Genomic DNA, 21,775 nt, shown 5'->3' with positions numbered 1-21,775 from the left:
GTAAATATACACCTAAGGTAAAGATTGTTGCAAAAAAACCACTACTTTTTTAATAACCTCCTCCGGCACATCCTTATGGGGGTTGTGTTGCACGCCCGGAATCAGCCACGCTTGGGCAGGTCCTGAACAACCGGCCACTACAGCTTCGACTTGCGCTGGTGTCCCAAATTCGTCGTCTTCACCTTGAATAATGAGGGCGGGACAAGTGATTTGAGGTAAAAAAGCGGTAAGGTTCCAATCCCGAAAGGCTGGAGATAGCCACGTTTCGGTCCACGCCTTAACCAGGGCATCTGTGTTGGCACCGTGGTATTTGGCTAAGCGTTGGGGTAAGTCGGTGGTAGTATAGGCTTCTTGTGCCGCCCGGATGCCTTCCAGCGTCACTTCCTCTACAAAAACATGGGCCCCCTCGGTAATGAGGGCTTGAATGCGCTCGGGGAATAGGGCTGCCGTCAATAGGGCAATCGAACCCCCATCACTGTGTCCGAAGAGAATGACTTTCTCGAGGTTGTGTTCGACTAAAAGTTGGTGTAAAATAGCTGCCTCAGCCTCCAAATACTGTTTGTCGCGGGTTGGATTTTTAAACGGTCCCGATTTTCCATACCCCAACCGATCGTATACCAAATAATTGCATTGGTTGGCCGCCGCCAACCGCTCCGGAAAATCACGCCAGAGTTCGATACACCCCAACGAATCGTGCAAGAATACGATAGTGGGACGGTTGGGGAAGGGGGATATGTGGGTGGTGTGAATTATGAGTTATGAATTATGAGTGACTAGTCCCGAAACTTCGGGGGTGACTAGTGACTAGACTTCGGACGTTAGACTTTCGTTAGGTACTATAATTTAGTTTTACTAACACTAAACACTGAACACTGATCCCGACCCTTCGGGGCTGAACACTGAACACTGAACTTTACTTTAGTTCTTTCGCTAAAAAACGTGCAGTATAACTTTTTTTGTGTTTACTGACTTCTTCAGGGGTGCCGACACATAGTATTTGTCCACCGCCTTTTCCGCCTTCGGGTCCGACATCAATAATATGATCCGCTAATTTGATGACATCCAAATTATGTTCGATAATCAATACCGTATTGCCTTTATCCACTAATTTTTGAATCACTTCCATCAATACCCGAATGTCTTCAAAATGCAAGCCCGTAGTGGGTTCGTCCATAATGTAAAACGTATTACCCGTATCTTTTTTGGACAATTCGGTGGCCAGTTTAATCCGTTGGGCTTCTCCACCGGAAAGGGTTGTACTCTGTTGTCCTAATGTAATATACCCTAATCCTACATCTTGGATGGTTTTGATTTTACGGTAAATCTTCGGAATGTTTTCAAAAAAGTCCACCGCTTCATCGACCGTCATGTTCAATACATCGGAAATGGATTTGCCTTTGTAGCGAATTTCCAAGGTTTCGCGGTTAAAGCGTTTGCCCTGACAGGTTTCACATCCCACATACACATCGGGTAAAAAACTCATTTCAATGGTGCGCACGCCCGACCCTTCGCAGGTTTCACAACGGCCGCCCGACACGTTAAAACTGAAGCGTCCTGCCTTATACCCACGAATCATTGCTTCAGGAGTTTGGGTAAATAGGGAACGTATTTCTGAAAATACGTCGGTATACGTGGCTGGATTGGAACGCGGGGTGCGGCCAATCGGACTTTGGTCGATGTCGATGACTTTGTCTACATGTTCGAGTCCTTCAATCTTTTTATACGGCATCGGTCGCTTCACGCCATCGTAAATATGGGCATTTAAAATGGGGTAGAGCGTTTCGTTGATTAAGGTCGATTTGCCACTGCCTGAAACTCCGGTTACGCAAATTAATTTCCCCAACGGGAATTCCGCGGTCACATTTTTCAAGTTATTTCCAGAAGCGCCCACCAATTTTATCGATTTACCGTTGCCTTCCCGACGTTTTTTGGGCACTGGAATTGCCATTTTTCCACTTAAATACTGTGCGGTAATGGTGGTTTCGTTCAATAACGCTTTGGGGGTTCCTTTGCTAATGATTTCTCCGCCAAACCGCCCTGCTTTGGGTCCGATGTCAATTACATAATCGGCTTCTACAATCATGTCTTTGTCGTGTTCGACCACCAAGACCGAGTTGCCAATGTCGCGCAAACTTTTTAACGAATTGATCAACCGCTCGTTATCGCGCTGGTGCAATCCAATACTGGGTTCGTCCAAAATATAGAGCACACCAACCAATTGCGACCCGATTTGGGTTGCCAAGCGAATGCGTTGCGCTTCACCGCCAGAGAGTGACTTCGAGCTGCGGTGTAGGGATAGGTAATTGAGGCCAACGTCCATGAGGAATTTCAATCGGTCATTGATTTCTTTTAGGATTTCAGTAGCAATCACCTTTTGTTTTTCCGAGAGGGTTTGAGGTAATGTCTGAAACCATGCGGTCAATTCGGCGATGTCCATGGTGGAGAGCTCGGCAATGTTTTTATCATTGATTTTAAAATACAACGATTCTTTTTTCAAGCGGGCCCCATGGCATTCGGGGCAACCCACTTCATCCATAAAGTCTTTGGCCCAGCGTCTTAACGATGCCGAGGCGTTGTCGTCATATTGGTTTTTGATAAAGGCGGCAATGCCTTCAAATTCAATTTTATACTCTTTGGTGACGCCCGCAGCTTTGGCTTTTACGGTAAAACGTTCGTTGCCGCCATTGAGCATCATGTCCATGGCCTCTTCGGGAATTTTTTCGATGGGGTCGGTGAGTTTGAACCCAAATTTTTCACCAATGGCTTCCAACTGTTTGAACATCCACGAGTTTTTGAGTTCGCCCAGTGGGGCCAATCCGCCTTTGGCAATCGAAATTCGAGGGTCTGGAATGATTTTTTTTTTTTTTTTTTCATGTATGGTTCCGAGACCGTTGCATTTTTCGCAGGCTCCTTTGGGGGAGTTGAACGAGAACAGATTGGGTTCAGGATTTTGGTAGGAGATGCCCGTGGTGGGACACATGAGCGTGCGGCTAAAAAAGCGTACGTCTTGTTGTTCCTGTTCGATAACCATCATAACATTTTCGCCGTGGTACATGGCGGTTTTAATACTCTCGGCGAGGCGTTTGTGGGTGTCCTCGTCGTGGGAGGGTACCATTCGGTCGATGACGATTTCGATATCATGGGTTTTGTAGCGGTCGAGTTTCATGCCAGGAGTAATGTCTTTGATTTCCCCGTTGACGCGAACCTTGACAAAACCTTGTTTGGCGATTTGTTGAAACAGTTCAGCATAATGTCCTTTCCGTGCCCGAATGACTGGCGCGAGGATGTTGATGCGTTTCTCTAAAAACTGTTCAATAATGAGGTTTTTGATTTGTTCGTCGGAGTAGGATACCATTTTCTCTCCGGTGTTGTAACTGTAGGCTTCTCCCGCTCGGGCAAAGAGTAAGCGCAAGAAATCGTAAATCTCGGTAATGGTTCCCACGGTGGAGCGGGGCGATTTGCTCGTTGTTTTTTGTTCGATCGCAATAACAGGGGAGAGTCCGTCGATTTTATCGACATCGGGACGTTCGAGTCCCCCGAGAAACTGCCGGGCATAAGCCGAAAAGGTTTCGATATAGCGGCGTTGTCCTTCCGCATAAATGGTGTCAAAGGCCAAGGACGATTTTCCCGAACCCGAGAGTCCGGTAATGACCACGAGTTGCTCCCGCGGAATAGTCAGGTCAATGTTTTTGAGATTATGGGCGCGGGCACCAATGATTTCAATGGATTCGAGTTGTTCGCTCATGATTTTTAGGGAAAGTGCAAAGGTAAGGAATTTGGTTGGCCCCCTAGCCCCCAAAGGGGGAATTAGTTGTTGGTTGTTAGAATTTGAGATTTGAGATTTGAGATTAGAGTGATTAGTGACTAGTGACTAGTAACTAGTGATTAGTCTTTAGATTTTAGAGTGACAAGTGATGAGTGACTAGCCTTGAAACTAAGGGGAAAGCGAGGTTTTTTAGTGGTAGTTCAAAATCGTAAAATTTGGATTGTTTATCAGGACGTTTTTTAAGTCAAAAAAGAGGGTTTTATCATCGTTACGTGTTTCTCCTGTTAAAGGAAAACAATTTGAGGGTGTTGCAGTAGTACTATTCCTTATCAACATTTTCATATATTTGTTTGGCAGGCTGTGCTGTTTTTTCACAGGGTGATGTTGGTATCAATATTATGACGAAAACCGCAAAACTACTTTTTCTTCTTTTTTTTGTAATTATTAGTTGCAATAAAAAACAATCCGAAACAGAAACTGAACAGCAGGTTTTTGATGAAGTTTTTTTGCAGGTTGTAAACAAAACCTATATTGATAAAAGACTTTACACACATATTCCTAGAAAAGGTGAAGAAAATGATTCTGCCTTTTTAGCTGTAGAAAGGGAATTGAAAAAAGACACAGCGGAATTGGTTGTCGCCGTAGAGAAAACAAGAAAAATTGATTTAAATAAGTTCACCAACCCAAAGTTCATTTTTAAAGACTTTGCTGAACTTCCAAAGAAAATTGAACTAGAAAACTGGTCAGAAAAATATAAAAAGTTTATTGGTGTAATGTCATTTTCTAAAATCAAGTTTGACGCTAAAAAAGAAAATGGAACACTAAATGTTTCATATGATTGTGGCGGAAAATGTGGGCTTGGTTACAAAGTTTATTTGAAAAAGGAAAAAGGAAAATGGAAAGTTGTAAAGATAGAAAAAACGTGGATATCGTAAATACTGCTGGTAACAGCCATACGTGTCACACAACCCCTCCCAACCCCCAATCATAAAACTCATAAAAAACACCCTCGTTTAAACTCCCGAAACTACGGGGTTAGTGCGGTTGTTTTTTTTGGGGTGATTCCAAATTATAAAATTTGGATGGCCTACAAAAAACGGTTGTGCTGTTCTAAAAGGGTGGTGTTTTTATGTGAATTCCTGAAGTGAGGGGATGAAAATTAAAAAAAATGGGATTTCCAAACTGTACGCTTTTCGCTATATTTGACTTGTACTTTTAAAACAAAACACCATGAAATTATTAGGTATCGGTTCCCGTATCAAGCATCCCGAGCACGGTTTGGGCGTAGTCACCAATGTCACGACCAAACATTATTGGGTAACGTTTATCGAGAGCGGCTTGGAAACCATCGACTTAGATTCGACCGTAGAAGTGATTGAAGCGATTGATGGTGAAGTGGATACGGTGAGTTTTTATGAGGTGGAGAAAGTGATGAAGAATTTGTTGCAACGTTGGAGCGACTTGACACCGGCGGTTGCGATTGCCGACAAATGGAAAGGTGGGAAGCTAATCATGGAACCCGGAACGCCCACTCAAAATAAAGAGGTGCCTATCGATACCTTTTTTCATAAAATTGTCATGGTACGCGATCGCCTGCGGGTCATGGAACAAAAAATTAATGCGAGTACCCTCGACGATGCTGAAAAAGTAGAATTGCAACAATACATCACCCGCATTTATGGCAGTTTGACTACGTTTAATGTATTATTCAAAAGTCAGAGTGATTATTTTGTAGGGGAGAAGACGAAGTAGTAAGCCCCCTAGCCCCCAAAGGGGGAATTAGTGATCAGCAGTGCTAACTATTTGAAGAAACGTGTGAGATTTAGAATTTGCTAATTGTCAATTCTAAATAGTCTGATTAGAGTTCATTATTTCCCTTCTCATAATTCATAACTCATAATTCATAACTCCTAACTACTCAATCACCAGTCCTTTCAACGTACTGCGGTAGGTTTCCAGTAAGGCGCATTTGTCGACTAAGCCGTAGTATTTTCCTGATTTCAAAACGATTAGCGTAGGGCATTGGGATTGATCAAATTTTTCCATAATCAACTCCATACCGTCATCATGATTGACCACATATTCTAGGGGTTGCATCCATTCTTCGATGCTGCCAAATTTCACGCGGTAGGGATTAAATACCATCGTTTTTAAATGGTTGAGGTCAAGTACACCGATAACTTTCTTCTTATCGTCCAATACAGCAAATACAGGTTGTGAGGACGTTTGGAGGGCTTCGATAACTGCTTCTACAGAATCGGTCAATTGAAAGGTTTTGGTGTGGGTTTGGATATGGGATAAAAAGTCAATACTCAACAGTACGTTTTTGTCTTTATCGCCCGTAAACACTTCGCCTTTGTCGGCTAAGGCTTTGACATCCATCGAATGCTTTTCAAATTTTCGGGACACGGCAAAACTGATTGACGACACCATCATCAAGGGAACCATTAAATCATAACCGCCCGTAATTTCGCCAATCAAAAAGATGGCTGTTAAAGGCGCATGAAAGAGACCGCTCAAGATTCCTGCCATTCCCACCATGGTAAAGTTGGCAATCGGTAAGTGGTGGTTGATGCCTGTAAGGGCCATGGTTTTGGCCACCACAAAGCCCAAATACGACCCAACGAAAAGCGATGGGGCAAAGTTTCCACCATTACCTCCCGAACCCAGCGTAAGTCCCGTTGCGGTTGATTTTAAAAAAACGATGAGTCCGACGAACCCGAGTACAATCCATTCGCTGAATTTGAATTGTTCCAATAAGGTATTGTCCAGCAATACTTCGGGATGGGCAGAAGATAAGGATTTGATGCTTTCGTATCCTTCTCCAAACAATGTTGGGAAAAAGAAAATCAAAACCGCCAAAAGAAAAGCTCCTACTAATGCACGGCGGTACGAATTGAGGTTATAGCGGTTGAAAAAATGTTCGACCCGTCTAAAATTACGCGCGTGATACACGGACACAAATCCGGCAGCTAATCCGAGTAGAATGTAATAAGGAATGTTATGGTAATCAAAAGGTTTGATGTCTTTAAAACTCAGCAAAATATCCTGACTCAATAAGATATTGGATACCAAAGCTCCTGTGGCGGCTGAAATCATAATCGGGATAAAAGCCGATATACTCACGTCGGTCAATACCACTTCGATGGCAAACAATACCCCAGCAATGGGAGCATTGAAGGCAGCACCAATTCCGGCAGCTACACCACAAGCCAACAATAGGATGCGGTCTTTTTGCGAGAGTTTGTACTTTTGGGCGTAATTGGACCCAAAGGCGGCACCGGTAATGGTAATAGGACTCTCTAAACCGGCTGAACCACCCAGACCTACGGTCAATGAACTCGTAATGATTTGAGCATACATTTGTTTTTTGGGTAAAATGCCCCCTTTTTTGGCCACGGCGTAGAGAATTTGTGAGCTTCCTTTTTCGAGTGAACCGTCCAAGAATTTACGAATCACAATAACGGTCAGCAGGATTCCGATAATCGGGAAGATACTGTTGGCGTAAGGGAGTTTGAGGTATTGGTTAACGTAATTGGCAAATAAGAATACATTGTGGGCAAAGTTTTTCAAAACAATCACCGCCAAGGCACAAGAAATCGCTACGGCCACACTCGAAAGGTAGATGAAATTCCCTTCGGATAATACGGCTTTGGCCATAAAGAAAACCGTCTCGAATTGACGCATTCTTTTTCGTATCCAAAGCAATACCTTGGCTGTTTTCCGATTGCTCATAGTTTTTGTTGAACTGCAAAGGTATTCTTTTTCGTTGGGAACAAAAAAAAAGGGAACCGTAGCTCCCTTTTGTTTAGTTTAATCGTACCATTTCTGTTGAAATATGGACACTTGACATGGGGAGAAATTGCAAATCGTCATGTTTGAGGATTTCTGTTTGAAATGATTCGCCTTTCAGTCTTCTTTTGACTTCGATAATTTTATTTTTATCTGAAAAAAACAAAGGTTCCTCAAGCGAAAGTGATTCCATGCCGTTGGTGATGAGGTAAAATAGTGTGTTTTTTTCTAGAACCGTATCGCTACGATAAACCACCCCTTCATAAACGCATACCAAGGAGGGAAATTTAACCCCTACAATGTAATGGTTTCCACCTGTAACGGTGATGGAATTGGTTTCTTTATCCGTCATACAATGGACATTTTCGATGTAATTACCATTTTTCTCATACACATACATTTTGATCTTTTCTACGGGAAATTTCCAATCAAACAATAGGGTAAAGGAAAATGCGCTTGAACCCGATGCCTGGCTCCAACTCTGGAGGGAGAAAAGAATACATGCAAAAAATACTTTCATCATTACTTCTTATAAATTCAATAATTTAATATCACCCGCTGGTGTCACAATGTAATAGCGGTTGTTGCGAATAATGGTGTTTTTCGGTAGTTGGTCTTCTTTGAGTTTGATACGAACGGTCAAATCGTAAAAAGCCTGAATAGAAGGTTCGGCAATATCGCCATTGATCACAAAACTGTGGTCTTTCATGAGTGCGGGATTGTAGTATTCGGTGCTGTTTTTCTTAATATCGTTTACTGAACTTTTTGGGTCAAAATTGGCCGAAGCTTGGGCATAAGCCGTGTATTTGCGGTAACTTTCCATGGGGTATGACACGTTGAAACCTTCTTGCAATATTTTTTCTTTTTTACTCAAGTCCATGTTCATCAATAATGAATAGTTGGCCGTCATTTCTTTGAATTGTTCCAAGGCTTTGCGCTGCATTTGGGCGCGAATTTGATCAAAATTGACCGTGACATAATCGACTTTGGCCAAATCGTAAATTTCATTTTTACCGCAAATAGAAATGATTTTATCCATATCGCGACTGGTGCGAAAGCGAATGATGAGGTTCTTTTTCAACTCAAAGCCCGAGGGTTTCTCATTGTAGGTTTTGGGATTGAAGATTTTTTTCTCTACCGCATATTCATACGTGGGGACAAACGAAATCATGTCGGTCATCACTACAATATCTTTACTATACGCATCCAATTCTTTGATGACATTGTTGATGCGTTCATCCATTAAATTGGTGGCTTCTTCGGCCGATTTTCCCAATTGTAATACGCTAAAGGTGGCGACTTGTGTGGTCGCTTTTTCGTTGTAAATTCCTTTAATGACTATTACCATCTCATTTTCGGTACTCGACGTGGTTTGTAAGGTATTGACCCTATTGACCGAATACGAATTATTGCCGTAATTGACATTACCTTTTTGAAGTTCGTAGTTGGCATTGCCCGATGCTTCGTTATAATTCGCATTGCCTGAATGTTGTGCGGTGGCCCATAAAGTGGTGCATAGGGCTGCTGCTAAAATTACTTTTGTGTTCATGTGATTTGATTTTTAAAATTTGATGACCCAAAAGTAGTGGGCCGGATTTCCAACCTTTAGCAAATCGACTTTCTCTTTACTGTAAAGTTATTTGGTTATTTTTACAGTGAATTTACAGTGAAATTTCTACAGCAATTTTCATTGTTCTCCTACCTTTGAACCGCGGCATGAATGAAATGCAACATTTTCAGGAATTGAAACGACGAGTGCTTGAGCGCTACCGTCAGGATTATCCGTATTTTCAAGGGGACTGGAAAACCTTTTCATCGCAGGATATTTTGAATCTGATTGCTTTATTGGAAAAGGAATGCAAGGAAACGGTGAGCGAAAAGTGGATTTATACTCATTTGAAACCCGAGACAAATACGAAGTTGCCCCGAAAAAACATGCTCCATGTGTTGTGTCGTTTTGTGGGCGTGTCGAGTTGGGATGAATTTATTTTTGAACCCCTCGCAACGAACACAACAGTAGTTTCAAAAGAAGTAACGAATCGTTCAAAACGAGGATATTTCTGGGGAATAGGGATAGGATTCTTGCTGTTGGCGGTAGCCTATTATCTTTGGCCAGAAAAAAAAGTAACGAAAATGCCTCCTGTAAAATTGCAAAATCAATATACCCAAGAAACCGTGGACAGTACAGAAGTTCAAGTCTTTGATGCGACCAATACCACTGCGGTCAAACCGATGACTCCACAACAATTTGAGGCAAAAGTGAGAGAAAAGCCTCTAAAGGTGTTAGTGAAAAGTCCATTTTATAAAGATACCATCGTGCAAATTCCCCCAAGTTCCTCGGTTCAAACACCGCCCGTAATAACGTTGCAACCCGACGATTACGCCATGATGGTGAAAGCCTTTTTGAAAGCCGATATTACCGATTGGCAAAAACGAAAGATACAATTGCAACACATTCTTTCCGATGAGTTGCAAGTGATGGTGATGTTGAAAGACGGATTGGGGACGGAGTTTTACAATAAACCCCAATTTGTTCAAAAGCTTACTATTCCCACGCCCGTACTAAAACGGTGGGAGATTGTAGATATAAAAAATGAACCCGACGGAAGGCTCAAAGCAATCCGTATCAAACAAGAATAACTATGCGCAGATGGTTAGTAGGTATCGTTTTTCTATGGAGTGCTTCGGTGTGGAGTCAGGCCGCTACAGAATCTATGAAAACCACCAACGAACAATCGTTGCAACAGGTTTTTGCAGCGCCGGTTTTGCAAGCCTATCAAGAGAATTCGGATGTAAAAATCCAAGAATTGTTTTTTTACCTGCAGCAGCTCACACAACCTGGACTCGACCCATCGTTGCGCAACGAAATGGAAACCGCCTGTTTGGCTTTATTTGTAAATGAAGAAACCTTGGTAGTAGACCTTACTTCACCTACGCCAACACTTATTCCAATTGCGAAATTGCTTCAAAAATTGGCACAATCCGATCCAATACAAATAACAGTATCAGCACTTGTGAAATACAAAACGGTAACCTACCGCAGTTGGAAGAGTGGCTTCACGATTAATTGTATACAAAACGAACGTACTTGGGAATGTGTGCTTACGCAGGTGGTCTATTTTCAATTACTCCCCCAACAGTTTGGCGCCAACCAACAACAAACCTATCAGTACCGTTTGGGTGCGATGGAGTTACGGTAAGTTTCGTAAGGCTTCGCGTTTGCTTAAGGGTTTTAAATCGGTATTTTCTACAAAATCACTTACGCCGTTTGGATTGAAACGACTGTAATCACGCAGTGCCCAACCAATCGCTTTTTGGATAAAGAATTCTTTGGAATCTTTGTGTTTGAAACATTCGGCTTTTAGCAGGTCAAAATCCGTTTGGGTTTTGTATCCCAATTGAAAAAGGAGGCCACTGCGGTTTAACCAAAGCGATGGAGCCGCCGATATCCGTTCGATTACCGACGGTATGACTTCGGGAAATTGTTTTAAATACCCACCCAACAAATATTTGGCGATAAAGTCAACTGTATCCCACCAAGAATGGGTCACAATCAAATGTTCAATAAGGTATATGTCTTCGGGGAGGTACTTTTTTTTCACCGCTTTATAAAAAAGTTCCATCCCACAATAGTGCAATTCCCGATAGGGTTGCTCAAAAAGTGCTACTGTATAGCTGCGGAAATTATTTTGAATGGATTCTTTGTTTTTTTCATACCATCGGTTAAACAAGTCTCTGCGTGGGGTGGCTTTGATCCCTAAGAATTCAAAATGGTCTTTCATATACGCCTTCATAGATAGGGCGTTTTCTGGGTTTTGGTACTGTTTAAATAGGTGCACCAATTCGTCAAGCGGAGGCATGGTTAAATTGTTGGTTTAAGGTTTCTCGTTTTTCCCGACAGGCGAGTTCCAATTCGTCGAAAAAAGCAAAAAATTCGTTTTCAAACTCGGTATAAAACTGTTTCAATTCGATTATAGCTTCATGCATTTGCACACGTTGTAGGGTGCGGCGGTCCATTTGAAATAAAATTTTCTCTAAGCCTTCTAATGAAGCATAACTTACCAACCAGTTTCGAGCTATCATGTAAGGCACCATATGTTGTGCTTTTTCGGTGAGCCAACTGTGTTTTTCTTTAAGTAAGACATAGAAATCGGCAGCATATTCTTCGAGTGAAGTGGCCGAGTAACGTTCCCAGTTTTTTGCTAAAAAATGATCGTAAAAAATATCCATAATTACCCCCGAATAGTGTCCGTACTTTGCATGTAGTCGATGCTTGCTTTGGCGGTACAACGGATGTGTATCGGTAAAACTATCTATGAAGCGGTGCAAAAGAATTCCTTTTTGCAACTCTTGGGGAAGATTTTTGTATTGTGATCCCCGCACACTGTCGGCCATAAAATTTCCAATCCGCAATAAATCGGAGGCGCCAGAAAGGTAAATGTGGGCGAGGAAATTCATAAAAAAAAGTTGCTCTCAGGTAAAGATAGCAACTTTTCAAAGAATTGATAGTATAGATTTGTTAATTGATTGCTTGTTGAAACGAATTTTCATTCGCAGTGGGAGCTTCGGGCAAGGGTTGTTCTAAGACCATTTTTTTTCGGTATTGTTGCAAAGCACCTGTTGTAGATTCGGGTTGCAAATATCCATCCAATAAACGGATCGCAATGGCCCCAAGAGACTTGTGTGTGTGAAATGCCAATTGTTGCAAGGTACGCATCTCTACCGGAAGCTTATACTCTTGCGCCAAGGCCAAACAAAACCATAAAAACTGAGGTTCTGTAGCCTCAAGCCAAGTCGGTAATTGCTCGGCGACCCATTGGGTTTGATTGCCATATAAGGCTACCAATTTTTGCACATCCTCTTCGGTTAAAGCGTGAGGGTAAATGCGTAACGTTTCGGGTTGGTAATTACACAACTCAATCAAAGTGACCAAAGCGGGGATGCGCATCGCCGCTGTGCTATAGAAGGCAAGTTGTGTTACAGTATCTTTTAATTGAAGGCTGGGAATCGCTTTGGCATATTCCAACGTTTCCAGCTTCAATGATTCGTTGGTGCTTGATAATTCTTTCACGACAAAGGCATCTAAATTCCACTCTTTGACAAGTGCCGTCAATTTGGGTTGATTGGCTTTGTTACGGTAGGGTGAAGCCGGTGCTAAAAGTTTGTGCAAAACCACGCGACAAGCATCGGGTTGGTCTAAAAACGTATGTTTAAAATGGTCGAATTCTATTTGTGATTCCACCGCATCCCATTCTCCAGCAAAATAGGCAGAAAGGAAATTGCTTAGTGCCACATTCAATTCGGGCCGATCAGGAAGGGCCTCCGCCGTTGATTTTGGGCGAAAGAAAAACGCATACACCATATACAATACCGCCAAACCTGCACAAATAGGCAAGATTATAGCGCCCCAATCGGTGGCTGTAATTTGTTGGTAAAAAGAAAGTAGCGTGTAGGCGCGCATGGGTTTTATTTTAACAAATCAAATGTATTGTAATAGGAATCAGTAATAAAATTTTATCGGTATAACGACAAAAAACTCGATAACGGTCGAAAAAAGTACGGTGAAGGTCTTTTACTGTGCAAAAAACAACTGAAAACGAGTAGCTTATCTATTTGGAAAGGTCAGGTTGTGTTGCATACGAAGAAGTAACTCGGGCTCTAAAATTAACCCGCCCAAAGCCACTATAAATAGTAGGGTAAGTAAGATCCAAAGGGCTCGTTGCAAAAGACCCTCTATAGGATTAATCAATACGAGCGTAGTACGTTGAGAAAGGAGTAGTAGAAATCCAATAAGAAACGAAAGGAGTAACGTTTGGAAAGTATAAAAAAGTAGGGGTGACCAAGCATAATACTGTGTTCCATAGCACACCCAATATATTGGCCCAACTGAAACAGAGAGTATTCCTAAAGGAAATGACCAACAGAGCAATACAAACGCAAACGTAGGAAAATGTAAGGAGGGAAGGGCTGTTGGTGATTGTGCCATAGTTATACCGCTTCTAAAAGTAATACGTTTCTAATTTTTTCAGCGATATCTTCAAAAGCGATGGGCTTTGTCAATACTTCGTTGGCGCCTTGTGCAAGGGCTTCCTCCACAATTTCAGCTTCACTTCCCAAAGAGGAAACCACAAAAACAGGTCGGTTGGGGTTCAATTTTTTACTCAACGTCACCAACGTTATTCCGGAGACATGCGGCAATTGAATATCGGTGATTACAACATCGGGGTTGGTGTGGAGTAATTTTCGGGCACCCTCTTCGCCATCCATGGCAAAATCAATCAGGTATCCTTCTTTACCCAGTAAGTGGTTGAGAATGGTTTTGATCATTTTATCATCCTCAATTACGAGTACTTTTTTCATTTCAATGATAAACAACAGACCTGTTGTTGGGGTTTTTAACTAGGGTTTAACGGTACAAAAGTACTGGGGATGCTGGGCGAACTCAAAAAAAATCGCTGTAGGGTATAAAAACTCGATTAATTTTACTTTTTGATAAATCCAATGTAAATCAGCGATTTATTCGGTTGTTTATCCAAGTGTTCTATGAAGAAATCATTACTTTTTTTACCTTCGTACCGCTTATACGCCTTAAACTGTATTTTTGTTCAACTCTAAAAAAATTAAAAAGCATGACACTTATTAAATCCATTTCAGGTATTCGCGGCACTATAGGAGGCGCCGTGGGTGAAAATTTAACACCTATTGATGCTGTAAAATTTGCTGCTGCCTATGGAACTTTTTTAAAACAACATACGATAAAGTCCACGTTAAAAGTCGTCATTGGTCGTGATGCCCGAATTTCGGGGCCGATGATTCATCAATTGGTCGTCAACACGCTTGTTGGTTTGGGGATTGACGTTATCGATCTTGGACTGTCGACTACCCCAACAGTAGAAATTGCCGTGCCTTTAGAACAAGCCGACGGAGGAATCATTCTTACCGCTTCACACAATCCAAAGCAGTGGAATGCATTGAAACTCTTGAATGCAAAAGGAGAGTTTTTGAGTGGAGCCGACGGTGCCATGATTTTAGAAATTGCCGAAACTGCGGCCTTTGATTTTGCCGATGTAGATACGCTTGGCACAGTAACGGAGAACGATGCCTACATGGATATTCACATTGATGAGGTACTCAATTTACCATTGGTCGATGCAGAAGCCGTAGCGAAACGCAAATTTAAAGTCGTTGTCGATGGGGTAAATTCTTCGGGTGGTATCATTATTCCGAAATTACTCGAACAAATGGGTGTTGAGGTGGTCAAATTATATTGTACGCCCAACGGTCATTTTCCACACAACCCTGAACCTTTGAAGGAACATTTGGGCGATATATGTCAAAAAGTAGTCGAAGAACAGGCCGATTTTGGAATTGTAGTCGATCCTGATGTCGATCGTTTGGCGTTTATCACCAATGAAGGAGAAATGTTTGGCGAAGAGTATACCTTGGTTGCTGTAGCCGATTATGTATTGAGTAAAACCCCTGGAAATACCGTATCCAATATGAGTTCCTCTCGTGCCTTGCGCGATGTGACCGAGTTTCATAACGGATCGTATCAAGCCAGCGCGGTAGGGGAGGTTAATGTCGTGGAATTGATGAAAGCCACCCAGGCGATTATTGGTGGCGAAGGCAATGGCGGAATCATTTATCCAGAATTGCACTATGGTCGTGATGCCTTGGTTGGTGTGGCCTTGTTTCTAACTCATTTGGCGGGCTTAGAGCAAACTGTAGCCGAACTTCGGGCAGGTTTACCTGAGTATTTTATGAGTAAGAATAAAATTGAACTCACCCCGCAAATTGATGTTGATGGGGTTATGACCGAAATTGCAAAGCGTTATGCCCATGAACCCTTGTCGACGATTGATGGGGTAAAAATTGATTTCCCGACCGAATGGGTGCATTTGCGCAAGTCCAATACCGAACCCATCATACGCATCTATACCGAAGCACCTTCTCAAGCGGCTGCCGATGCGTTGGCCAGTCGTTTTGTGAGCGAATTAAAAAGTATAGCGGGTGTGTAAAAACCTATAATTTTCTAATTACCAAGCCACTTCATTTGGAGTGGCTTTGTTTTTTTCGTAAATGTTCAAGGGGAAAAAGAGCCAAAAATCCGAGGCCATAACAAAGCAAGTCGTGGACCGAAAAGGAGCTGCCAAGCATGGTTTGGGCGATGTGGTTGTGGGATAATCCCAACCATTCAATGGCTTTTACGTACTGTAAATATTCAATTAGGAACGCAAAAAAGAGGACCGCTGTCGCGATGACAGGGGTTGTTTGTTGCAGTATACTTTTTAGGGCATAGAAAAGCAAAAAAATCACCAATACATCACCGAGATAAGGCCGTACAAAACGATCACGTACCCACAACGCAATGGCAATTTCAACAGCCAAGAAGTATAAAAAAAGGCGAAAAGCAGAACGGTTGAAGTACATGGCGTAAAGGTATCCGTTTTTCGTTTTTTGGCAAGAGATTGTTAAGAATTTTGAACGCTTCCAATGAAATGTGTATCATTGCGAAAAATTCAGGTATGACCCAAACGTTTAGATTGTTGCTTGTTTTTATAGGAATCCTGGGGATAAGTGTTTCTTGTACCTCGGTGGAACGATACAATAAGCGAATTGCCCAACCCATTCCCGTAGCGCAATTGCAGGAAGATATTGATTTTATCCAAAAAAAGTTGAAGCGATTGTATCCGCATTTGCATGGGTACATCGCGGAACAAACGCTACATCATAAATTTGACAGCATTCGTCGTGTGATCCAACAGCCAATGACGCCTAAGGATTTTTATTTTGTTATTGCTCCCGTTATCGCATCGGTTCGGCAAGGGCATATGAGTACCAGTTTTCCACAACTGTCTCTGACCCGCGCACAACGAAAACACCTCAAAGGTTTTGGCGAGGGACCCTTGTCACAGGTTACTTCGGAGTGGATTGGGGGTGAAATGGTGGTACTCAAAAACAAATCCGAACACAAAAACATCCGTCCAGGTGCTTCCATCGTATCCATTAATGGCATTACACCACAAACGTTGTATGCGCAATACCGCCCGACGCTAACCTCGGATGGATTCAATGAAACGTATATCCGCAAGGGTTTTGGTCGTCGATTGCCTACCTATTTTACGGCTGAATTTGGGGTTCGCGACAGTTTACAGTATGTATTTAAGCAAAATGATTCGCTATATCAATTGTGGGTGAAACGCAAACCCAAACCTAAACCGACGAAAAAAACCGTTCAAAAAGCAGCCAAAGAAATACCCACCGATAGCGCAGTGGCCGCCAAGAAGCCAGAGAAATCAGCGCTAAAAATGCGAACCCTTACACGCAAAGAACGTCGCATTTTTGGGTACGACCCGACAACTAAAGAGTGTGCGGTGAGTTTAAAACGTTCGGAGTTGGATTCAACGCTTTACGTGTTACGGATTAAAAATTTCTCAGCGAGTAGTCACCGCAAAGCGTATCCTATTCTTTTTGACTCCATTCGTAAAATGGAACTCAACACTTTGGTGCTGGATTTGCGTGACAACCCAGGGGGACGAGTAGCGGATGCGGTCAATTTATACCGTTATTTTATCGATCAACCCTTTACCCTTTTGCAACCCGCAGAGGTCACGTCCAAAACGAGTTTGTGGAAGCTTGGAGCGATATCTTCTATGTCGCCCGTGGCTTATCCTTTTTTCTTTGTTGGGTATCCGTTTTACATGGCGTTTACCTATCTCCGTACCACCCAAAGCTCCAAAGGGGATTATCAATACAAACTCACAGGAAGTCGACCTGTAACGCCTGCAAGTCAAGCTTATACAGGTAAGTTGTATGTATTGATTAATGGTGGCAGTTTTTCGGCAGCCTGTATTGAGTCGGCGGGCTTAAAACAACGTCCAAATACCCATTTTGTAGGCGAAGAAACGGGCGGGGCCTTCAACGGAACTGTGGCGGGGATCATGCCGGTGGTTCGTTTGCCCCACTCTAAAATTTCGGTTCGCTTGGGGTTGATGCATATCCAACCCGTAGCGCAGTCGGAATCGATGGGGCGTGGGGTTTTCCCTGATACAACGATTATCCCTACCCGCGAAGATCGGGTCAAAGCCCGTGATGTTGAGATGGAGTGGGTGGTGAAAGATGCAGCACGGAAGTACCGCCTTTAGATACCCGTACTTGGAAAATCAATCCCACCGTTGGATTCGGTTTGCGATTTTCCATACAAAATGTTCCCGCCCCTTTTTGTAGTCTTCCAACACAAGGCGCAGCTTTTAGTATTTCAGGACGCGACGTGTTTTTGCCTTGCCTCGCCGATCGATTGCTCCAATGGGCCTTGCAATCGGTCATCAACCTGTAACTTTTGAGGATAGAATTTAAGTAATTTAGAGACTTACGAGCTACAGGACAACATAGAGCATCCCACTTTAGTGCGGGCCCAATCCGGACGTTTGGCAAACCATTTATCTTGTTCAGGTTGTTCGTCGTAGGGGTGTTTTAGGAGTTCATGTAATTCCTGCACCAAACTAAAATCATCTTGATTGGCAGCCTCAATGGCCAATTGCGTCATATAATTTCGCAGCACATATTTGGGATTTACACGGTTCATCGCTTCGGCACGTTCAGCATCCGATTGTGATTCGATGGAAAGTCGTTGAAGATAGTGTTGAAGCATTTCCAACCAAGCGGTTTCCACAGCACCCGTACATTGACTAGGTGAATATAATGCGTCTTTTACTTTAGTCAAAGCCGCTTCAGGGCTATCGTTTTTCTTTAAGTGGGACAACAAACGGAAGAAAATCGTGTAATCGGTTTCGATGCGTTCCAAAACGGTCATGACTTCATGAACGAGTGCTTCATCGGAATCTTGTTCCAATTCAAGTCCGAGTTTATTGCGGTTCATACGTAAAAATGCGGCATCAAATAGACGCCCATAAGCATTCAACACTGCTTCCAAGGGTTCGACCGCTCCAATCAAGGGATAAAGTGCATTGGCCAACTGAATTAAATTCCACAACGCCACATCGGGTTGGTTCCCATAAGCATAACGATGGTGCTGACTGTCGGTGGTGTTGGGCGTCCAATTCAGATTAAAATCCTCGAGCCATCCGTACGGTCCGTAATCGATGGTAATGCCGTGAATCGACATGTTATCGGTATTCATGACTCCGTGTACAAATCCCACTCGTTGCCATTCCACCATCAACTGCAAGGTTTGCTCACAGACAGTTTTGAAAAAGGCGGTATACTTTTCTGGCCCTTCCAAAGTTATTTCAGGATGGTATTCTTTGATCACAAAATCGGCCAACTGTTGCAGTTGTTCGAACTCTTGCCGAGCGGCGTGGACTTCAAAGCTACCAAATCGGATAAATGTGGGCGCTACCCGACATACCACAGCACCTTTTTCATAGTCGGCATTGCCATCATACAGCATATCGCGGAGGACTTCATCACCAGTACCTATCAAGGACAACGAACGCGAGGTAGGTATACCTAAATGATGCATGGCTTCGGCACACAAATATTCGCGAATGGAGGAGCGCAAGACGGCCAATCCATCGCCACGACGGGAATAAGGCGTTTGCCCCGCACCTTTAAGTTGGAGCGTCCAAATTTGATTTTTGTGTTCCACTTCTCCCAAAACTATCGCACGTCCATCGCCCAACTGTCCCGCCCAATTGCCAAACTGATGGCCCGCATAATTCATCGCAAAGGGTTGGGTGTCGCGATAGATTTCTTTTCCTGAAAAATAGTGTAGGAAGTCCGATGTATTAACATCATCTCGCTCTAGCCCAAGAAACGCTACCACCTCAGGAACCGCATGGATCAAATAGGGTTGTGAGGGAACACTAGGTCGAACGAAGGAATAATGGGCTTGGGGAACTTGCCGCACAAAATTGGCGGTTTCGGGATCAGGAGTAAGTGCTTTTTGAAAACGAGGGATGAAATGGAGCTTTTTCATGGTGCAAAGATAGGTTTTTTTGAGCTTCTGAGAAGCTGAGCTGCTGAGCTGCTGAGCTTTTGGGAGTGTGTAAAAATTAAATGATAGTCAAAACTTCTTTGAATAATTCAGACATTAATTTTAATTATCTTTGTGCCACAAACCAACAAACTCATGATTACCACGGCTGTAAAAACCGAATTAGAAGCGTATTTTGCGTCTTTTCGCAACGGAATTATTGGCATTGACCAAGAATTTGAAACGCCTTTTGGGACAAAACCTTTGATTTATACCGATTGGACAGCGAGCGGTCGTTTGTACCGTCCGATTGAGGAAAAATTGATGGATACCTTCGGACCTTTTGTAGCCAATACGCATACCGAAACAACGGTTTCTGGAACCGCTATGACGTTAGCCTATCATGAGGCAAAACAAATCATCAAGCGTCATGTCAATGCGAGTCCCAACGATGTGTTAATTAACACGGGTACAGGAATGACGGGAGTGGTCAATAAGTTTCAACGCATTTTAGGATTGAAAGTTCCTGAAAATTTGAAGGACTATCTGAGCTTGCCGACTGAAATCAAACCCGTAGTCTTTGTATCGCACATGGAACATCATTCCAACCAAACCTCATGGATTGAAACCATTGCGGATGTGGTGATTATTCCCGCGAATGACGAAGGTTTGTTTTGTTTGGAGCAATTCAAAAAAATGGTGGCCAAGTATGCCGACCGAAGTTTTAAAATCGCTTCGATCACCTCGTGTTCTAATGTAACAGGAATTCGTACACCGTATCACGAAGTGGCAAAAATCATGCACCAAAATAACGGGGTTTGTTTTGTCGATTTTGCCTGTTCGGGTCCGTATGTTCACATCGATATGCATCCCGCCGATCCCGAAGCGTATTTGGATGCTATTTTCTTCTCGCCGCATAAGTTTTTAGGGGGACCTGGGACTTCTGGCGTGTTGATTTTTAATAAAAACTTATACAAAAATAATGTTCCTGACTGCCCAGGAGGCGGCACCGTGAGTTGGACCAATCCGTGGGGGGAACACAAATACATCGATGATATCGAAGACCGTGAAGATGGAGGAACGCCCGGTTTTTTACAAGTAATCAAGACGGCCTTAGCCATTCAGTTGAAAGAAACGATGGGGGTGGAGAATATCATGAAGCGGGAGCATGAGTTGGTTGATTATATTTTTGATCACTTAGCGCCCGTTGAAAATCTTACCCTATTGGCGGGACAGCATCGCGATCGTTTGGGCGTGATTTCGTTTTATATCCATGATTTGCATTACAATTTGGGGGTGAAAATATTGAACGACCGATTTGGGATTCAAACCCGGGGCGGATGCAGTTGCGCAGGAACGTACGGTCATTATTTACTGCATGTGGATCAAGAAACCTCGCATCATTTGACCTGCTCGATTGACGAAGGCGATTTAACCCAAAAACCGGGATGGATTCGCATGTCGATTCACCCCACCACCACTTCAGCAGAGATTGAATATGTATGTCAGAGCATTATTGCCTTGGCGGCACATCACCAGGAATGGGCTTCGGATTATCAGTACAACCCAAAGAAAAACGACTTTACGCACAAGAAAGCAGTAGCCGTGGAAAAGGCGATGGTGCAAAGTTGGTTTGTTTGAAATTATAAATTTTAAATTATAAATGTTGAATGAAAGAGGCTCAGGAGCTCAGCAGCTCAGAATCTCAGAAGCTATTGCAACAACTTCTTCAACGCCTCATATTCTCCCGATTGTCCAAAATCGGCATCGTTGTAGCGTTGTCCCACCATTTGATGGCGTTGGCATTCAAAATTCAGTTTGACTGATCCCATGAATTTTCCCTTTTTTCGAAAAACTAAAATGTCGGTGTAACCCGTTTTACAGGAGGGTTGTATTGGTTGAGTAGGTTCGCGTTTGGAGAATAGTTTTTCTAATGCCTCGTATTTTTTGGGATCGATAACTTGTTTTTCAAAGCCAAGAATATCCATATTGCTAATGAATAATGAATCTTGCGTCGAAACCGGAATATTTCCCGTTACTATTTGCAGCAAGCCCAATTCTTTTCTGGATTTTTCAGATTTTCCAATGATGCTATCCAGTTCGCTTTTGGAAACAGGTACGGAATAATGAATGACTTCATCGAAGGTGTAAAAAGGTAAATTGCCTGTGGCTTCGGCTTTTTTGTTTTGCTCACAAGCCGTGGCAAAACTGATAAGGGTGACTACTAAAAGGATACGTTTCATAAGCGATGCATTAATTTTCAAATTCTAAATTTACAATAA

21 protein-coding genes are annotated in these 21,775 nt (G+C 42.8%); 8 read left to right on the top strand and 13 right to left on the bottom strand.

The window, feature by feature from the left end:
* Positions 1-12 precede the first annotated feature (12 nt).
* Positions 13-735 carry an alpha/beta hydrolase gene (locus Q0037_RS01940; RefSeq protein ID WP_297514731.1) on the bottom strand — a complete coding sequence of 241 codons (723 nt, stop codon included), beginning with the start codon at positions 733-735 and terminating at the stop codon, positions 13-15.
* Positions 736-913: 178 nt separating this feature from the next.
* Entirely contained in the window at positions 914-3,745 is a 2,832-nt protein-coding gene (uvrA, locus tag Q0037_RS01935; RefSeq protein WP_297514619.1) for an excinuclease ABC subunit UvrA, read from the bottom strand.
* 371 nt (positions 3,746-4,116) lie between these two features.
* Here uvrA and Q0037_RS01930 point away from each other — a divergent pair, with 371 nt between their 5' ends.
* Together Q0037_RS01930 and Q0037_RS01925 are read left to right on the top strand one after the other, a co-directional pair.
* Positions 4,117-4,701, top strand: coding sequence for a hypothetical protein (locus Q0037_RS01930; protein ID WP_297514616.1), 585 nt, complete (start codon positions 4,117-4,119; stop codon positions 4,699-4,701).
* 295 nt (positions 4,702-4,996) lie between these two features.
* The gene (locus Q0037_RS01925; RefSeq protein WP_297514613.1) at positions 4,997-5,518 is read left to right on the top strand and encodes a hypothetical protein; all 522 of its coding nucleotides are present in this window, start codon (positions 4,997-4,999) and stop codon (positions 5,516-5,518) included.
* Between the two features lie 162 nt (positions 5,519-5,680).
* On the opposite strand, the gene Q0037_RS01920 is transcribed toward Q0037_RS01925, so the two are convergent.
* From Q0037_RS01920 to Q0037_RS01910, 3 genes are all read right to left on the bottom strand, one after another.
* Positions 5,681-7,501, bottom strand: a complete 1,821-nt coding sequence (locus Q0037_RS01920) for a chloride channel protein (protein WP_297514610.1) — start codon at positions 7,499-7,501, stop codon at positions 5,681-5,683.
* Positions 7,502-7,574: 73 nt separating this feature from the next.
* Positions 7,575-8,081 carry a hypothetical protein gene (locus tag Q0037_RS01915; protein ID WP_297514606.1) on the bottom strand — a complete coding sequence of 169 codons (507 nt, stop codon included), beginning with the start codon at positions 8,079-8,081 and terminating at the stop codon, positions 7,575-7,577.
* A gap of 6 nt (positions 8,082-8,087) precedes the next feature.
* A complete protein-coding gene (locus Q0037_RS01910) occupies positions 8,088-9,107 on the bottom strand; it encodes an SIMPL domain-containing protein (protein ID WP_297514603.1) in 1,020 nt (339 codons plus the stop codon).
* A 167-nt stretch (positions 9,108-9,274) separates the two neighbouring features.
* On the opposite strand from Q0037_RS01910, the gene Q0037_RS01905 reads away from it, so the two are divergent.
* The gene (locus tag Q0037_RS01905; protein WP_297514601.1) at positions 9,275-10,198 is read left to right on the top strand and encodes a hypothetical protein; all 924 of its coding nucleotides are present in this window, start codon (positions 9,275-9,277) and stop codon (positions 10,196-10,198) included.
* Between the two features lie 2 nt (positions 10,199-10,200).
* Positions 10,201-10,758 carry a hypothetical protein gene (locus tag Q0037_RS01900; protein ID WP_297514598.1) on the top strand — a complete coding sequence of 186 codons (558 nt, stop codon included), beginning with the start codon at positions 10,201-10,203 and terminating at the stop codon, positions 10,756-10,758.
* Here the strand turns inward: Q0037_RS01900 and Q0037_RS01895 are convergent.
* From Q0037_RS01895 to Q0037_RS01875, 5 genes are all read right to left on the bottom strand, one after another.
* Positions 10,750-11,418 (bottom strand): DNA alkylation repair protein, encoded by a 669-nt coding sequence (locus tag Q0037_RS01895; protein ID WP_297514595.1) that lies wholly within the window; start codon positions 11,416-11,418, stop codon positions 10,750-10,752. The genes Q0037_RS01900 and Q0037_RS01895 overlap by 9 nt on opposite strands.
* A complete protein-coding gene (locus Q0037_RS01890) occupies positions 11,405-12,016 on the bottom strand; it encodes an acyl carrier protein phosphodiesterase (protein WP_297514592.1) in 612 nt (203 codons plus the stop codon). Before Q0037_RS01890 ends, Q0037_RS01895 begins: the two co-directional genes overlap by 14 nt.
* Positions 12,017-12,077: 61 nt before the next feature.
* Positions 12,078-13,019 (bottom strand): hypothetical protein, encoded by a 942-nt coding sequence (locus tag Q0037_RS01885; RefSeq protein ID WP_297514589.1) that lies wholly within the window; start codon positions 13,017-13,019, stop codon positions 12,078-12,080.
* A gap of 144 nt (positions 13,020-13,163) precedes the next feature.
* Positions 13,164-13,544, bottom strand: a complete 381-nt coding sequence (locus Q0037_RS01880) for a hypothetical protein (RefSeq protein ID WP_297514586.1) — start codon at positions 13,542-13,544, stop codon at positions 13,164-13,166.
* Between the two features lie 2 nt (positions 13,545-13,546).
* Positions 13,547-13,918 carry a response regulator transcription factor gene (locus Q0037_RS01875; protein WP_297514583.1) on the bottom strand — a complete coding sequence of 124 codons (372 nt, stop codon included), beginning with the start codon at positions 13,916-13,918 and terminating at the stop codon, positions 13,547-13,549.
* A 269-nt stretch (positions 13,919-14,187) separates the two neighbouring features.
* On the opposite strand from Q0037_RS01875, the gene glmM reads away from it, so the two are divergent.
* Positions 14,188-15,576, top strand: coding sequence for a phosphoglucosamine mutase (glmM, locus tag Q0037_RS01870; protein ID WP_297514581.1), 1,389 nt, complete (start codon positions 14,188-14,190; stop codon positions 15,574-15,576).
* Positions 15,577-15,607: 31 nt separating this feature from the next.
* Here glmM and Q0037_RS01865 read toward each other — a convergent pair whose 3' ends face one another.
* Positions 15,608-15,988, bottom strand: a complete 381-nt coding sequence (locus tag Q0037_RS01865) for a DUF2809 domain-containing protein (protein WP_297514578.1) — start codon at positions 15,986-15,988, stop codon at positions 15,608-15,610.
* 95 nt (positions 15,989-16,083) lie between these two features.
* Between Q0037_RS01865 and Q0037_RS01860 the strand changes: the two genes are divergently transcribed.
* A complete protein-coding gene (locus Q0037_RS01860; RefSeq protein WP_297514576.1) occupies positions 16,084-17,703 on the top strand; it encodes a S41 family peptidase in 1,620 nt (539 codons plus the stop codon).
* On the top strand, positions 17,664-17,894 hold the full coding sequence (locus Q0037_RS01855; protein WP_297514734.1) for a hypothetical protein: 231 nt from the start codon (positions 17,664-17,666) through the stop codon (positions 17,892-17,894). Before Q0037_RS01860 ends, Q0037_RS01855 begins: the two co-directional genes overlap by 40 nt.
* A gap of 33 nt (positions 17,895-17,927) precedes the next feature.
* Here Q0037_RS01855 and Q0037_RS01850 read toward each other — a convergent pair whose 3' ends face one another.
* A complete protein-coding gene (locus Q0037_RS01850; protein ID WP_297514573.1) occupies positions 17,928-19,496 on the bottom strand; it encodes a YdiU family protein in 1,569 nt (522 codons plus the stop codon).
* A gap of 153 nt (positions 19,497-19,649) precedes the next feature.
* Between Q0037_RS01850 and Q0037_RS01845 the strand changes: the two genes are divergently transcribed.
* Positions 19,650-21,134 carry an aminotransferase class V-fold PLP-dependent enzyme gene (locus Q0037_RS01845; protein WP_297514570.1) on the top strand — a complete coding sequence of 495 codons (1,485 nt, stop codon included), beginning with the start codon at positions 19,650-19,652 and terminating at the stop codon, positions 21,132-21,134.
* Between the two features lie 71 nt (positions 21,135-21,205).
* Here the strand turns inward: Q0037_RS01845 and Q0037_RS01840 are convergent, their stop codons facing one another.
* Entirely contained in the window at positions 21,206-21,736 is a 531-nt protein-coding gene (locus Q0037_RS01840; protein WP_297514568.1) for a hypothetical protein, read from the bottom strand.
* Positions 21,737-21,775: the final 39 nt, after the last annotated feature.

The sequence above is a fragment of the Flavobacterium sp. genome (genome assembly GCF_027482425.1).
Classification (GTDB): Bacteria; Bacteroidota; Bacteroidia; order Flavobacteriales; family Flavobacteriaceae; genus Flavobacterium.
The sequence above is the reverse complement of the archived record's forward strand: the minus strand, read 5'-3'. Positions and strand labels throughout refer to the sequence as shown.

Coding starts and splice junctions, on each gene's coding strand:
- uvrA (WP_297514619.1), bottom strand. CDS start 3,745: ATGAGCGAACAACTCGAATCCATTGAAATCATTGGTGCCCGCGCCCAT.
- Q0037_RS01925 (WP_297514613.1), top strand. CDS start 4,997: ATGAAATTATTAGGTATCGGTTCCCGTATCAAGCATCCCGAGCACGGT.
- Q0037_RS01920 (WP_297514610.1), bottom strand. CDS start 7,501: ATGAGCAATCGGAAAACAGCCAAGGTATTGCTTTGGATACGAAAAAGA.
- Q0037_RS01915 (WP_297514606.1), bottom strand. CDS start 8,081: ATGATGAAAGTATTTTTTGCATGTATTCTTTTCTCCCTCCAGAGTTGG.
- Q0037_RS01910 (WP_297514603.1), bottom strand. CDS start 9,107: ATGAACACAAAAGTAATTTTAGCAGCAGCCCTATGCACCACTTTATGG.
- Q0037_RS01905 (WP_297514601.1), top strand. CDS start 9,275: ATGAATGAAATGCAACATTTTCAGGAATTGAAACGACGAGTGCTTGAG.
- Q0037_RS01900 (WP_297514598.1), top strand. CDS start 10,201: ATGCGCAGATGGTTAGTAGGTATCGTTTTTCTATGGAGTGCTTCGGTG.
- Q0037_RS01895 (WP_297514595.1), bottom strand. CDS start 11,418: ATGCCTCCGCTTGACGAATTGGTGCACCTATTTAAACAGTACCAAAAC.
- Q0037_RS01890 (WP_297514592.1), bottom strand. CDS start 12,016: ATGAATTTCCTCGCCCACATTTACCTTTCTGGCGCCTCCGATTTATTG.
- Q0037_RS01885 (WP_297514589.1), bottom strand. CDS start 13,019: ATGCGCGCCTACACGCTACTTTCTTTTTACCAACAAATTACAGCCACC.
- Q0037_RS01880 (WP_297514586.1), bottom strand. CDS start 13,544: ATGGCACAATCACCAACAGCCCTTCCCTCCTTACATTTTCCTACGTTT.
- Q0037_RS01875 (WP_297514583.1), bottom strand. CDS start 13,918: ATGAAAAAAGTACTCGTAATTGAGGATGATAAAATGATCAAAACCATT.
- glmM (WP_297514581.1), top strand. CDS start 14,188: ATGACACTTATTAAATCCATTTCAGGTATTCGCGGCACTATAGGAGGC.
- Q0037_RS01865 (WP_297514578.1), bottom strand. CDS start 15,988: ATGTACTTCAACCGTTCTGCTTTTCGCCTTTTTTTATACTTCTTGGCT.
- Q0037_RS01860 (WP_297514576.1), top strand. CDS start 16,084: ATGACCCAAACGTTTAGATTGTTGCTTGTTTTTATAGGAATCCTGGGG.
- Q0037_RS01850 (WP_297514573.1), bottom strand. CDS start 19,496: ATGAAAAAGCTCCATTTCATCCCTCGTTTTCAAAAAGCACTTACTCCT.
- Q0037_RS01845 (WP_297514570.1), top strand. CDS start 19,650: ATGATTACCACGGCTGTAAAAACCGAATTAGAAGCGTATTTTGCGTCT.
- Q0037_RS01840 (WP_297514568.1), bottom strand. CDS start 21,736: ATGAAACGTATCCTTTTAGTAGTCACCCTTATCAGTTTTGCCACGGCT.